The following is a 14,260-nucleotide window of genomic DNA, read 5'->3' as shown; positions in this document are numbered from 1 at the left end:
TTCCAGAAGGAGACTACCCTTGTCGCACCCCCACCCCGACATCCCGTCGCAGCGCCTGTCCCTGAGCCTTCACGAAGAACAATGCTGGCTATTGCAGCAGCAGCACCCGGAACGCCTGAGCCGCCACATCGACGCCTGGCGGCTGGACCCGCAGACGGACCTCGCCCTGCTCACCCTGGCGCTGCAACAGCTGATCCAAGCCCGGCCGGAGCTGAACGCCCGTTACGAGTTCAGCGACGACGGCGATCTGTGCAAATCCCACGTGGACGGCTGGCACCCTTGCATCGCCTTCCCCCGTATGAAGGAAGCCGAGCTGGCCGAGCGCCTGCTGGCACTGCGCGCGGCGCCTTGGGACGCGGCGACGCAGCCGCCGTTCCAGGCCCTGATCATCCATACCGAGCTGAGCGCCGTGCTGGCGCTCAGCCTGCACCCCATCCTGGAGCCCGCCCAGCCGTTCAACGCGCTGGCGGACGCGCTAGCCCAGGGCTATCAGCAACTGGACGCCGCGCGCCGTCCGCTGGCGCTGACGCCCTTGCCCTTGCAGGCCGGCGAAACCGGCTACCGCCCGCCGGCGGCCGGCCAGCCCGCAGCCGACGGCCAAGACGCGGTCGCCGCCGTCATCCTGGCCGAACTGCGCGCCGTGCTGGCCGAACCCGGCATGGGGCCGGACGATAACTTCTTCGATTTCGGCGGCCATTCCCTGCTGGCCACCCGCATCATCGGCACCCTGCAAAGCAAGCACGGTATCCAGATCCGTTTCAACGACTTCTTTGAAGCGCCCACCGCCGCCGCGCTGGCCGCGCGCGCCACCGTCAGCGAACAACGCCGCCAGGCCGCGCCGGCCGGTGAAGTCCGCCAAGCCCCCCTGGCGCTGGCGCAGGCCTCTCTGTGGCGCGCCTACGCCGCCTACGACTTCGGCACCATCTTCAACCTGCCCTTCGCGCTGGACTTCCTCGATCCGGTGGACGAAAACCTGTTCCGCCTGGCCTTCACGGACTTGCTGGAACGCCATGCCAGCCTGCGCACCACCTTCCATGAAGAAGACGGCGCCGCGCTCCAGCGCATCGTACCGCTGACGGAAATCGGCGGGTACAAGTGGTTCTGGAGCAGCGCGGAGAGCGAAGGGCTGACGCTGGCCGACGAAGCCGCCCACCGCTTCGACCTGAGCCGCGAACTGCCGCTGCGGATACGCTTCCTGCGCCACCCGGCCACCGGCCGCCAGACCCTGTCCTTCCTGGTCCACCACATGGCGATCGACGAATGGTCGCTGAATGTGATGATGGACGAGCTGGCGCTGGCCTATCGCACCCGCGCCGCCGGCAAGGCGCCGCAATGGACCGCCCCGGCGCCCTCCTTCCACGCCTTCGCGCTGGAACAACAGAGCCAAGGCGTCAACCCGCGCCACATGGACTACTGGACCTCGATGTTGCGCGGCGCCACGCCGGGCCTGCGCCTGCCGGACCCGGCCGCGTCGGCCGCCGCGCCCGACCAAGCCGCCGGCTTCAAGGCCAAATGGCTGGAGTTCAAGCCCGAGCCGGGCGCGCAGGAAGCGATCACCGCCTTCGCCAAGCGTCACGACTCCTCGCTGTTCAGCGTGGTCTACACCGCCATCGCGCTGGCGCTACATAAGCTGGGCGATCTGCCGGAAATCGTGATCGGCACCTCGTCCTCCGGCCGCACCGACGCGGCGTATTTCGACACCGTCGGCTACTTCACCACCATGGTGGCGCACCGGGTGCGCTTTGACCGCCGGCAGTCGCTGGGCAGCCTGCTCAAGGACGTGACCCTGACCATCAACGACTCCATGGCCTACGCCGACATTCCGCTGGAGCTGGTGCAGAACGCGCTGGGCATGACGCCGGCGGACGGCCTGCTGTTCGACGTCTACATCCAGGTCCACGCCAACAACGCGCTCAACGGCGCGCTGCCGGCCCCGGACGGCGGCGAGATCCGCTACCGCCAGATCGACCCGGACAAGAGCGAATCCATGTTCGGCCTGCAGTTCGAGATCATGGAAGACGCGCACGACGGCTCGCTGCGCCTGGTCATCACCTACCGCGCGGAGCGCTACTCCGCCGCCCAGCTCGAGGCCATCTGCGCCACGCTGCACCGCTTGTTCGCGCTCTTGAGCGCGGGCGACGCCAGCGAGCGGAGGCTAGAAGAGCTGCTGGGCTAAGGCCTGTTCCATGTCCGCTGCGCGTCGGTGATACGGCGCGCAAAGCCTGACGCCCCCGCCCTCAAACGAGAGCGGGGGCGTCAATGTCATCGCCGGCCGAAAACAGCCTTAGAGTCTGTTTACGATCTTTTGTAAGTGCGTTGAGATGTTACGTAAATACGTAGGAAACCTCGTATTCGACGTACCCTGGGTCCCTTCAAGCCTGCCGCCGGGTGGCAGGCCCGAGGTTTTAAGCGGCTGCCCTGTTTGAGCGATTTGACGTTAGCAAATCGCGAGTTCAGCCGCGCCTCGGGCCTGACGGGAACCGGCGGGGAGCCGTAGGCCAGGCTTGCAGGGTGGCCTTTAGGGGTGGAGGGGATATTTGGCCAAGCAAATATCTCCTCCCTGCTCGCCGGGCAGCCCCGGCAATCAAAACCATCATCCGCGCAGCGGATTCAAAACCAGCTAGGCCGAAATAACCTACCCCTGCGGCAGCCCATAATGCTGGAACGCCGAACGCTGCGGCAGGCGATAACGCGGCTGGCCCAGCAACTGATTGATGATGGCCGCGTTGCGGATCGGGCCTATGCCCAAGTCCGGCGAACCCACCCCGTGCTGGAAAATCTCCGCGTTCTGCACAAACACCCGGCCCGGCCCCTGATCGCGGCGGCGGGCGGTGAAATCCTCCTCCACAATGCAATCGCCCTGCGCGTCCACCTCCAGCACCGTCTCCTTCAGCCGCTCAAACCACTGCGGCCAAGCGTGGGCGTAGCCAGTGGCGGCGACGATGGCGTCGGTCTCCAACTGGCAACGCTGGTCCAGCTGCCGGTGATGGCAAGTCATGCGTAGCGCGCCGTCCGCGCCCTGCTCCTCCAGCGCTTCCACATCGCAATTGGAATACAGCTTCAGGCCCGGATCGCGGCCGCCTATCGAACGCTCGTAGAGCAAATCGAAGATATCGCCGATGGTGGAGAAGCTGATGCCCTTGTACAGCAGGCCCTGGCCGGCCACCACCTCGCGGCGCTTCTCCCGCGGAATGCTGTGGAAGTACTGCATATAAGCCGGGGTGAAGCACTCCTGCCCCAGCTTGGAAAACTCCATCGGGTGGAAGCCCGGCGCGCGGGTGATCCACTGGATGGACGCCCCGGCCGCCACCTGCTCCGGGCTCAGCTCGCGGAACAACGCCAGCACGCACTCCGCCGCGCTCTGGCCGGAGCCGATCACGGTGACGCGCCGGCACTGCGACAGCGCCTGTTGATTGGGGATGAACTGGGCGGAATGGATGACCCGCGGGTGGCGGCTGGCGCGCGCCCACGCCGGCAGCCACGGCGAAGTGCCCACGCCCACCACCAGATCACGGCCGGCATAGCGGCGCATCCCGCCGGACGCCGACTCGCTATCCACCACAAAACGCCCCGCGCCGGCGTCGTAAGTCACGTCCCGCACCTCCTCGCCAAAACGGCAGGCCGGCAACTGCTGCGCGGCCCAGCGGCAGTAATCGTCGTATTCGATGCGCGGCACCAGGGTGTTGTCGTAGTAGTAGAACTGGTAAAGCCTGTCGTGCTGGTGCAGATAGTTCAGATAGCTGAGCGGATGCGTGGGGTCCGCCAGCGTGACCAAGTCGGCCAGGAACGGCACTTGCAGCGTGGTGCCCGGCAACAACAAACCCTCATGCCAGCGAAACGCCGGCTTGCGCTCCAGAAACACCCCTTTGATGTCCGAGTGACGCGACAACAAAGCCGCCAAGCCCAGATTGAACGGCCCGATGCCGACGCCGGCAACATCTACGTTCGCCATTTCCATATGCGAAAAACTCCCAAGGTTCTATCAAAGGTTCTATCGATTGTCCCCAGGGCGGGATCGCCGCCCCGGGGTGAGTTTGATCAGGGCTGGCCAGCCCCCAGCAAGCGCTCCACATCCGCCACATTGCGGCAACGCAGCAGTTGTCCGGGCGACAGCTCCACGGCGAAGGTTTCCCGCAGGCGCGCCGCAATGGCTTTCAGATGCTGAGGCAGCAAGCCCATGCTGCTGAAATCCAGCAACTCGTCGGCCAGCTCCTGGTAGGAACGCCCCAGCACGCCCAGATAAATATCCAGCACCGGACGCCGGTGCCGCGTCGCCGCGGCCGGCGCCTCGACAACAGCGGGCGCCGCCACGCTCTCCTGAGCCGAGGCATGGGCCGGCGCCTGCAACAAGACGCGCGCGCCGCGGCGGTCCGGCTTGCCGTTTTGCGACAAAGGCAGTTGCGCCACCTGTAAGAAACGCGTGGGCACATGGGATTGCGGCAGGACGCGGCGCGCGTGCTCGCGCAGATCCGCCGCGCTCGCTTCCGCGCCGGGCTTGGCCACGTAAAGCGCGCCTATGCCCAGCTCCCCCTGCCGCTCGTCGCCCACATCCACCACCAGCACATGAGCCAGCGCCGGATGCTTGATCAGCTCCATCTCGATGTCCGGCAGCGACACCCGCACGCCGCGCACCTTGATGTAGCCGTTGACCCGGCTGTCGAACATCATCACCCCGTCCGGCCGGTAGCGGCCGCAGTCGCTGGTGCGGAAGGCCCGCGCCTCCTGGCCGGCCTCGTCCCGCACCGTGACGAAGTCGTGCTGGGTCAGCTCGCCGTTTTCCAGATAGCCCAGCGCCAGATTGACGCCGGCGGTGTGGATGCGTCCGGCCACGCCGGCCGGGCAATGCTCGCCGCGCTCGTTCAGCAGCCAATAGCGGTTGCCGGGCAGCGGCCGGCCATAGGGCACCTTGGCGCTGTCCTCAGCGACGATGTCGTGCCAGATGCTCCAGATCGTGGTTTCCGTCGGCCCGCCCAAGGACAGCAGCCGCGCCGCCGGCAGGCCGGCGCGCAAGTCCGCGATGATGGACGGCTTGATGTAATCCCCGCCCTGGGCCACCAGCCGCAGGCTTTGCAGCCCGCCTTCCCGCCGGCAAGACAGCAACATCTCCAGCATGGCCGGCACCGTGCACCACAACGTGACGCCGTGCTCGTCCACCAGCTGGTTCCAGCGCACTGCGTCCTTCTCCTCGCCCGCCTCCGGCAACACCAGGGTGGCGCCGGCAGTCAGGCTGCCCAGCACGTCGAACACCGACATATCGTGATGCAGCGGCGTCACCGACATGCACACATCGCGCTGGCTCACCTGCCAGTGCTCCAGCGTGGAGCCGATGACATTGGCCGTGGCCCGGTTGCACAACACCACGCACTTGGGTTTGCCGGTGGTGCCCGAGGTGTACAGGTAATACGCCGGCGTCTCGCTCAGGGACAGCGCCTGCCAGCCGCCGCGCGCGGCGAGCGGAGCGGGCTCGGCCAGCAGTTGTTCCGGCGTGGCCCGCGCATGCTCCGTCGGCAGCGGCTGGGCCGCCACCACCAGGTTTGGCCGGCAGTTGTCCAGCAGATAACGCAGCCGCTCCTCCGGGGACGCCGCGTCTATCGGCACCCACACCACGCCGCTGAAGGCGCACGCCAGGGTGATAATGGTGTGCTCCGGGCTGCGCGGCAGGCATACCGCCACCACCTGGCCCGCGCTCACGCCGCGCGCCTTCAGCGCCGCCATTGCCCGGGACACCGCCTCGCCCAGCTCGCCGTAGCGTATCCGCCGCTGGCCGCTGATCAACGCCACCCTGGCGTTGTCCGGGTCAAAAATATGGGCGGCGATGCGGCCGAGGAAATCCTCGCTGCGCGCTTCGGCTTCCACGCTGTTCAGCCGGTAATGGCCGTAATCCAGCACCCGCCCGGCCGGAGCCTCGAACACGCCGCTGTCCACCACCTGCTCGATGGCCCGCTCCAGCGCGCTCAGCACCGCGCCCACCAGCGCCGGTTCCAGCGCGTCGCGGGCGTAATCGATGTCAAACACCAGCGCGCCGTCCGCCCGTGCGGAAAAGCGCAGATCCATCGCCACCTGCGGCGTCTGGGTCAGCCCGCCTATCTGCCGCATTGCGCCGTCCGCCGCCACCGGCCACGACAAACCATTGGTCACCACCACCGGCAGCGCCGGGCCGGGACCATGGCTTTCAAACAACATCCGCGCCAGGTCCACGCCGGAGAAGGCCAAGTGCTGCAAGCCCTCCATCACGTCCGCCTGCAAGCGGCGGCCGCGCTCCGCCAGGCTGTCCAGCCCCGCCGGCCACGTCACCGCGATGAAGCTGGAACGGTTGGAGAAACCGCCGGACGGCAGCGGCGCCACCGGCACCGCCACGCACAAGCCGCCCTCGTCCAGCCAATGCGACAGCACTTCCAACACCAGCGCCATCACCGTGGTGTTCTTGAAAAAGCGTTGGCCGTTGCCCAGCTTGCTCAGCCGCTCGAAACGCTCCGAGCTCACCGTCAGGCTTTGCCGCTCATAGCGCGCCACGCCCAATTGATCCAAGGACTTGCGCCAAGGCAACCGCGGCGCGCCGCCGCAATCGGCCAGCTTGTTTTTCCAGTACAGCGCGTCCGCCTTGCGGGCTTCCGCGGACGCCTCGGCCGCCGCCTTGGCAGCCGGCCTGCTCGGCTCCGCCACGCCCTGGAACAGCTCCAGCATCAGCGCGGCGATGGAACGGCCGTCTACGATCAAGGCATCGAAACGCGCAAACACCGTCAAGCTGTCGTCCGGCAGCAGGAACAGCATCAGCTCCCACGGCGCATGCTCCAGATCAAACAGCGCGTGGGCGTAATCCTCGCGCGCCGCCGCCACCCGCTCCTGGGCCGCCGCCGGCGACAAGGCGCGCAAATCCACCTCCCGCAGATTCACCCGCGGCTGCGCGCGGACCCGCTGCCGCAAGCGCGTGACGTCTATCACCGTGCGCAGGCAATCGTGACGCCGCACCATCTCGCCCAGCCGGCTGCGCAGCAGCGCCGGGTCCATCGTCCCGTGATACTCGCGGAACTCCTGCATCGCCACCCCGCCCAGCGGCAGCTGCGCGGTGCGGCCCAACAGATAAGCCTGCTGCAACACCGTCAACGGCGTTTCCGCCTCCGGCTGCGCCAGCGGGCGTTCCAGCGCTGCCGGGTCCGCCGCTACCGCCGTGGCCAGCGCCACGAAATCGTTGAATAGCTGCGTGATCCAGTCTTGCGGCAAGGCGTCCAGGCGGATGTCCCAATTGATCAACACCCCGCCGTCCGCGCTGACGATCTGCGCGTCCAAGGCCACCTGCGGCCCCTGCGAAATCACCCAGTTCATCGCGCCGAAAGCGCGCCGCACCCGCTCCGAAAACAGCTCTCCGCCCGGCATATCCAGCGCCGCGGTGAACACCACCGGCGCAATCTGCGGCGAACGGTGATGGCGGGACAAATCCCGCATCAGATTGACGCCCGGATAAGCGCAGTGGCCGGCGCGCTCCAGCAACTGCGCGGCCAGGTTTCGGCACAGCGCGCCCGTAGTCGGCGCCGCGTCCAAGTCCACATCCAGCAACACCAGATTGGCGAACTCCCCGATGATGCGTTCCGCGCCCTCCAGCAGCGGCGGCCGCCAGAACACCGGCACGTTCAGCCGGAAACGCCGGTCCCCGGTGGCCGCGCCCAAGGCCTGGGCGAACAAGCCCAGCATCAGGCCGGACAGCGTCAGCCGCTGCGCCTTGGCCAGCCGCCGTAAAGCCTGGCGCTGCTCCGGCGCCAGCCAAGCGCACAGGCGCTGGCTGGACGCCGCGCCCGCCGGCCCCTCCCGGCGCGGCAAGGACGGCGCCGGCGCGATATTGGGCAATTGCTCCCGCCACCAATCGCGGTCCCGTTCCCGGGCCGCCTTGAGCCAGGGCTCGTCCCGCGCCCGGTCGCACCACTCAAAGAACGACGGCGTGGGCGGCAGCTCCGCGTCCGGGGATTCGTAAAACAGCGCCAAATCCTCCATCAGCACGCGGAAGCTGGACGGGTCCACGGCGATCATGTCCGCGTCCACATGCAGCCGGCTATCGCCCGCGCCAAACAAGCTGATGGAAAAACGAACGGCTTGACCCCTTGCCAGGTCAAGCCGCTGATGTGTCCACTGCTGGCGCTTGGCTTCCAGGCGCTGCGCCAGCGCCTCGCCCTCCAAGGCGGTGAAATCCTCCACCTCCAAATGAGGCGCCTTATCCGCCGCCGCCAGCGCCTGCATGCCGTCCGCCGTTACGCAGGCGCGCAGCATGGCGTGCTCGCGGCCCAGCCTGCCCAGCGCGGCCACCAAACGCGGCAGATCAATGGCCTGGCCGTCGAACTCCGCATACAAATGCGCAGAGACGCCACCCAGATCCGAATGATCGCCCCGACCCATCCAGCAGGCCGCTTGCATTGAAGTCAGCTCTCTCATTTCACGCCCTTGAAAATTGACAAATGGATTTCTTGCATTTCTTTCATCTCCATATGGCATCTCTAAATGCGAATGATTATAATTTACACCATTAACGTGATGCAATGATCAAGGTGAAATCTTCATGACGAATGAAAAGCCAGCAAAACCAAGGCAATTGGAAGCCGCCAGCCCGCGCCAATGGCTGCACAGCCGGCTACGGCAACTGATAGCGGAAGACGGGGAACTGAACCCCACGGAAAACCTGATGTATTACGGCCTGGATTCCCTGCGCCTGATGACGCTGGCCGCGGAGCTCAACGCCCGCGGCATCCCCGTGCGCACGGAAGAACTGAGCCGCTCCCCCACCCTGGCGGACTGGGAAGCGCTGCTGGAGGCCCGGCAAGAGGGCGCTTGAAGCACAACCAGTGCGGCGAAAGGCGGTTCACGTTTTGGGCCCACTTTTTCAACTTGCCTGCCAGACACAAAGAAAACCGCGTATCCGATGCGCCCTGGGCCCTTCACGCCCGCCGGGCAGCCCCGGCAATGAAAACCATCATCCGCACCGCGGATGCAAAAAACAGACAAAAACCGGGCGCCAACCCACGCCCAGTCAACAAGGAAAAACACCCGGTAATACCCACTCCAACCCACTGAGAAACCACGGAGCCACCCATGTCGCTGTCTTCTCTAGACCAAAACCGTATCGAATCTTTTTGGCAGTACTGCTTGCAGCACCAATATTTCAATCTTGCTTACCCAGAGTCAGCCGACTTCGACTACACCCCCTTGCACCGATTCCTGCGCTTCTCCATCAACAACTGCGGTGACTGGAACGAAAGCAGCAACTACCTGCTGAACTCCTTCGACTTCGAACGCGAAGTCATGCACTTCTTCGCCGAACTGTTCCACATCCCCTTTGACGAAAGCTGGGGCTACGTGACCAACGGCGGCACCGAAGGCAATATGTTTGGCTGCTACCTCGCCCGAGAACTGTTCCCGGACGCCACGCTGTACTACTCCAAGGACAGCCACTACTCCGTGGCCAAGATCATCAAGCTGCTGCGCATCAAATCCCGCGCGGTGGACTCCCTGCCCAGCGGCGAAATCGACTACGACGACCTGGTGGCCAAAATCCAGCAAGACCAGGAACGCCACCCCATCGTCTTCGTCAACGTGGGCACCACCATGAAAGGCGCCGTGGACGACATCGGCATCATCCAGGACAAGCTGGCCCAGGCCGGCATCCCGCGGCGGGACTACTACCTGCACGCGGACGCCGCGCTCAGCGGCATGATCCTGCCCTTTGTCGACGCCCCGCAGCCCTACTCCTTCGCCGACGGCATCGACTCCATCAGCGTGTCCGGCCACAAGATGATAGGTTCGCCCATGCCGTGCGGCATCGTGCTGGCCAAACGCAGCAATGTGTCGCGCATCTCCGTGGAAATCGACTACATCTCCGCCAGAGACCAAACCATCAGCGGCTCCCGCAACGGCCACACCCCCATGATGCTGTGGGCCGCCATCAAGAGCCGGCCGCTGGCGGAATGGCGTCGCAAAGTGCGCCACTGCCTGGACATGGCCCAATACGCGATAGACCGCTTCCGGGCCGCCGGCATCCAGGCCTGGCGTTGCCAGAACTCCATCACCGTGGTGTTCCCCAGCCCATCCGAACCCGTGTGCGACAAACACGGCCTGGCCCGATCCGGCGGCGCGGCCCACCTGATCACCACGCCCCACCACCACGACAGCCAGCGGCTGGACCGCCTGATTGACGACATCATCCAGGACCTGGGTGCCGTAACGGCCCCGGCCGGCGCCGCCATGAGCGCGGCTTAAAGCCGGCTTACGATCGCCACGCTGCAACGCCAAAAGCCGCCCACAATGGGCGGCTTTTCGCTGTAATTCCTCCTTCGTATCCCAACGCGCGGTAGACCTTGAACAGGTGTTTAGAGCTGCTAACAAAATTCCTGATGCTGCGTTGCACCGACTTGTCGTACTCAAGTACTGCCTACGTCGGCGCGCCTTGCCTCCGCCGTGAAACTGATTTTTGTTAGCCGCTCTTACTCCGCCTCCAGTAACACCGCAGCCGCCTCCCGCTGACACGTCACACGGCCAGCGGGCGATGCGGCCAGATCCGCCAGCCGCAACCGGCATTCCCCCTGCGCATTGCTGACGCAGCCAGCCCCCTGAACGGAAACCGGCTCCAGCTGACAACGGACCACCGGGCCGGCCGGCATGCGGATCACCACCCGCTGCAAACTCGGCGCCAGCCGCGCCACCCACCAGCCGGCCTCGCGCATCGCCGCCTGATACTGCCGCCGCCCCTGCTCCAACTGCGCCACCGCCACCCCATCAGCACCGTGCCGCTTGAGGTGAACCTCCACCCCAAGCTGCAAACCCACCTTGGCCGGCACCGTAATCCGCACCGGTGGGTTCTCGCGGTACAGCGCCGCGCTGATCGGCACGGCCGCCGAGCCGAAACGGTCCAGCCGCAGGCTGATGGGCGTGGCCGCCGCCAGAATCTCCAGTGTGCTGCCCTCCAAGGACAAAGCGCGCTCCAGCGGAGACAAGCGCAGGCGAAATGCCAAGTCCGGATACGTTTGCGGGCTGACCTTGAACAGGTATTTGAGATTGACGCCATCGGCGATACGCCGATAGTCCAGCTCATAAACATGCTGGGCCTGGACGGCCGGCGGCAGGCTTAGGCCGATGGCGGCCAGAAGACACGCGGCTAGACCAGAACCAGGCCTCAGGGACTGAGCCACCGCTTGCCCATCCGCAACAAACCATAAAGAGAAGACCACGGCACAGCGGGCATGGAAGGGGCTTGTTCCACAAAACGCAGCATGGGCGCGCCATGGCCGGCCAAACGTCCGCACTCGGCCACCGCCGCGTAAAAGCCGCCCACCATGTCCGCCAGCCCCAAGGCGACGGCCTCCGCCCCATTGAACACCTGCCCGGCTGCCAAACAGCCCATCCCCTCCGGACTCAAGGCCGGCCGGCATGCCAGGATCGTCGTCATAAACTGCCGCCCGTTTTTCTGCACCAGCTCCTGCAAGGCCTGCTCCGCCTCCGGGGCCAGATCGGCACAATGACTGAACATATCCTTCAAGGCATTGCTGGCATAAGCGGTGTAGCCCACGCCTAGCTTGGACAACAACGCCGACGGAGACAGCAAACGCACAATCGCCCCTGCCCCGCCCAAGGTGGCGCTGGGCGTGACCACCAGCCGGTCCGCCGCCAACGCGGGCAACAGCCCCGCCGACAAGGCCGTCTCCATCACCAGGGCCACAATGGGCAAGCCCAACTCCTCGCGGCACAGATTCACCGCTTCAATAATGGCTTCCGCGCTGCCGGCGCTGCCGCCATTGGAAGAAACGCGCAGCAATACCGCGCAGGCCGCCGGCTTGCGTGTCGGCAACTCCCGCAACCGCAGGGCGAACTCCAGCGCGCTGGCCTCGGTAATCGGCCCGGCAATGGAAAAAACATAGATACAAGACGGTCGACGCGGCCATATCACGACATGATCTCCATCCGGATCGCCGGAAACGCCAGCACGGTCCCAATGCACACATCCGTGGTCACATGCGCCGTGAACGCGGCGGCCAGGCCTCCGCTCCACACCCTCAGCCCACCCAAGGCCAAGCCGTACAACAAGGTCAGGCCGACGCCCAGCCAGCCATTCGGCACCCCTCCGGCATAGTGCGCGGCGGCAAAGGCCAGCGCCTGCACCAGCAAGACGATGGACAAGGGCAAGGCGGCCTCGGCCAAACCGCCCTGCACCATGCCGCGATAAATTACCTCCTCCAGCCAGCTGTTCAGCAGCGCAAACCCCAGAATCACCGCCAGCAGGGCCATCACCGGCCAAGCCGGCATCAGCCCGGCCTGCACACGCAAATCCGGCGCGAACCAACGCATCCACAACAGCAAGACGCCGCTGCTGATCAAACCCACCAGCACCCCGAGCGCGGCATGCCGCGCCCGCAAGCGCCCCATGCGCACCACCTCCAGCACACGCGGCCGGTCCCAGCGCCAAAACACCAGCAACGTGAGCGAAATGGGCAACAACATGATCAGTGGCCAGACCTGCCACTCCAACAACAGCATGCGGTTGAGCAGCCATGCCGACACCAGCACCAGCACCATGCGCGCCAAGGGCTGCGCCTGCCGCCATACCCGCCATCCACTCCAGGCCGCCAGCAGCACCGGCCCCCATAACACCGCCCCGCTACTCAACTGCGCCCAGGCCAGCGCGGCAATCAGGCCAAGCAGGCCAACGCGCTCGCGGCTAAGTGACAGCGGCGGACTCATGTCGAAGGTTCCTCCGCCTCCGCGAGCTTGCGCTGCAATAGCGCCTCAAAATCCAGCAGAGTGTGCAACTGGCCGGCCTCCTCATCGGAAATCTCAACCAGAAACGCCTTCTCCAATTCAAACAACACATCGTAAAGCGACAAGGAATCCAGCCCCAGGGTATCCACATCCGGAGCGCCAAGAATGGTTTCCAGCGGCAAATCCGTTGCCCGCGCCAGAATGGCCGCCACTTCTTCACGCAGCGCCATATTCACCTCCATCGGCCAGCGCCAGCTCAATCTCCTGCGCCAAGCGCCAGCGCTCCGCCACCGCATGCCAAGCGGTGTATTGCTCGGGATAGCGGGCAATCAGCGCGCCAATCACGCCGTCGATGCGGCAGGCCAGCTCGGTCAGCGCCTCGCCCGAAGCCTGCGCCGGCACGGCAAGGCGCAAATGGCTGGCGGTGCGAAACCGGCCCTCCTCCCTCACCACGCTGAGCACGACCAGGTCCACCTCCAGCCGCTTGGCTATTTCCAGAATGCTCAAGGGAAACATCGCCGCCTTGCCGCAAAGCCGCGAACCCACCATGCGCACGGTTTCCGTGGGCATGCTGTCCACCCTCATCGCCACGGAATAGCCCTGCTGCACCGCCCTGGCAATCTGCCTGGCCACCAATGGCTGGTCCGCGGCAATGCCCTCTATGCGCTGCCCGGTCATGCGGGACAAGGATTGAAAAAACCAATCTTCTGCAGCGGCTCCAAGGCGCAACGCGGCTGCACCACCGCTATTTTCCTGGCATTGGCATATTGCTGCCGCACCGGCTGCAGCATGCCAAAGTAGTGCAGCGCGAATGAAACCACCAAATAAATAACGGGCTTTTCCGGCGCCGCCTCCTTGGGCGGCCGGATATCCACTTGCGTATGCCTGCGCCCCCAGCGTAATAGCTGCTCTCCAGGCAGCCGGCACAGTGTGGAAAAAATCAGGGTGTTTCTGGCGTGATTGATCTGGGTGCGCCAGTAAATGTGCCAACTCCGCACATACGAAATACTCAGCACATGAGAAATGGCGGACACGGTCGAACTCACCTTGCCGGTATTCGCCAACGCCTTTAAGGTCCAGACGCTGCCCACGAATACGGCCAGCGCCATTTGCATGGGATACGGCCACTTGCCGCCAAGCCAGGCCCAACGCGGAATAAGCCCGATCAGATCTGCAAACCTGACGCCAACAGGCACGCCATAAGCTGGCGGCGCAGGCGATATTGCGTTTGGATTTTCCACCATTCCCCCCAATTAAAATGAGGCCAGATAAAATGTGAGCCCTTATCTAAAGGGCTCACTCCATTTACCGTGGGATTACTGGTTAATAATCAGACATGTGGCCGAAGATTGAACCGGAGTGACGGCGGATTTGGATACCAGAACCACTTTTCCGCCAATCAACACCTTAACGGCGGGCGGTTTAGCCGGATTAGCAGGCTTGCTTAATGGCATGAATGCTCTCCAATAAAATGGCTGACAAAGAAATTAGCCTGCAACAAGCAGGCAATAAGCACTCTGCCTTCACC

Annotated in this window: 11 protein-coding genes; 3 read left to right on the top strand and 8 right to left on the bottom strand. The window is 65.0% G+C overall.

The features are described 5' to 3' along the window. The first annotated feature begins 19 nt into the window (after positions 1–19). Entirely contained in the window at positions 20–2,176 is a 2,157-nt protein-coding gene (locus tag B0T39_RS17385; protein ID WP_141111281.1) for a condensation domain-containing protein, read from the top strand. Between the two features lie 459 nt (positions 2,177–2,635). Here the strand turns inward: B0T39_RS17385 and basC are convergent, their stop codons facing one another. After that, complete coding sequence (gene basC, locus B0T39_RS17380) at positions 2,636–3,952, bottom strand: putative histamine N-monooxygenase (RefSeq protein WP_176219591.1); 1,317 nt, start codon at positions 3,950–3,952, stop codon at positions 2,636–2,638. A gap of 86 nt (positions 3,953–4,038) precedes the next feature. Continuing rightward, entirely contained in the window at positions 4,039–8,421 is a 4,383-nt protein-coding gene (locus B0T39_RS17375) for an amino acid adenylation domain-containing protein (RefSeq protein WP_081548784.1), read from the bottom strand. 124 nt (positions 8,422–8,545) lie between these two features. Between B0T39_RS17375 and B0T39_RS17370 the strand changes: the two genes are divergently transcribed. Next, positions 8,546–8,818, top strand: coding sequence for a phosphopantetheine-binding protein (locus B0T39_RS17370; protein WP_081548783.1), 273 nt, complete (start codon positions 8,546–8,548; stop codon positions 8,816–8,818). Between the two features lie 257 nt (positions 8,819–9,075). After that, the gene (locus tag B0T39_RS17365; RefSeq protein ID WP_081548782.1) at positions 9,076–10,239 is read left to right on the top strand and encodes a histidine decarboxylase; all 1,164 of its coding nucleotides are present in this window, start codon (positions 9,076–9,078) and stop codon (positions 10,237–10,239) included. Between the two features lie 224 nt (positions 10,240–10,463). Here B0T39_RS17365 and B0T39_RS17360 read toward each other — a convergent pair whose 3' ends face one another. The 6 genes from B0T39_RS17360 to B0T39_RS17335 are packed head-to-tail and all read right to left on the bottom strand — an operon-like array spanning position 10,464 to position 13,976. Then, entirely contained in the window at positions 10,464–11,168 is a 705-nt protein-coding gene (locus B0T39_RS17360; protein WP_081548781.1) for a hypothetical protein, read from the bottom strand. Next, positions 11,153–11,923, bottom strand: coding sequence for a S49 family peptidase (locus B0T39_RS17355; protein ID WP_081548780.1), 771 nt, complete (start codon positions 11,921–11,923; stop codon positions 11,153–11,155). Before B0T39_RS17355 ends, B0T39_RS17360 begins: the two co-directional genes overlap by 16 nt. Beyond that, positions 11,920–12,714, bottom strand: a complete 795-nt coding sequence (locus tag B0T39_RS17350) for a CPBP family glutamic-type intramembrane protease (RefSeq protein ID WP_081548779.1) — start codon at positions 12,712–12,714, stop codon at positions 11,920–11,922. The genes B0T39_RS17355 and B0T39_RS17350 overlap by 4 nt, the downstream gene beginning before the upstream one ends. Beyond that, on the bottom strand, positions 12,711–12,962 hold the full coding sequence (locus B0T39_RS17345; RefSeq protein ID WP_176219590.1) for an acyl carrier protein: 252 nt from the start codon (positions 12,960–12,962) through the stop codon (positions 12,711–12,713). The genes B0T39_RS17350 and B0T39_RS17345 overlap by 4 nt, the downstream gene beginning before the upstream one ends. Continuing rightward, positions 12,949–13,419 (bottom strand): hypothetical protein, encoded by a 471-nt coding sequence (locus tag B0T39_RS25205; protein ID WP_141111280.1) that lies wholly within the window; start codon positions 13,417–13,419, stop codon positions 12,949–12,951. The genes B0T39_RS17345 and B0T39_RS25205 overlap by 14 nt, the downstream gene beginning before the upstream one ends. After that, positions 13,407–13,976, bottom strand: coding sequence for a hypothetical protein (locus tag B0T39_RS17335; protein WP_141111279.1), 570 nt, complete (start codon positions 13,974–13,976; stop codon positions 13,407–13,409). The genes B0T39_RS25205 and B0T39_RS17335 overlap by 13 nt, the downstream gene beginning before the upstream one ends. Positions 13,977–14,260: the final 284 nt, after the last annotated feature.

This window comes from Chromobacterium haemolyticum, from assembly GCF_002081825.1.
GTDB lineage: Bacteria > Pseudomonadota > Gammaproteobacteria > Burkholderiales > Chromobacteriaceae > Chromobacterium > Chromobacterium fluminis.
Note: the sequence above shows the minus strand (reverse complement) of the source record. Positions and strands in the feature narration are given on the sequence as shown.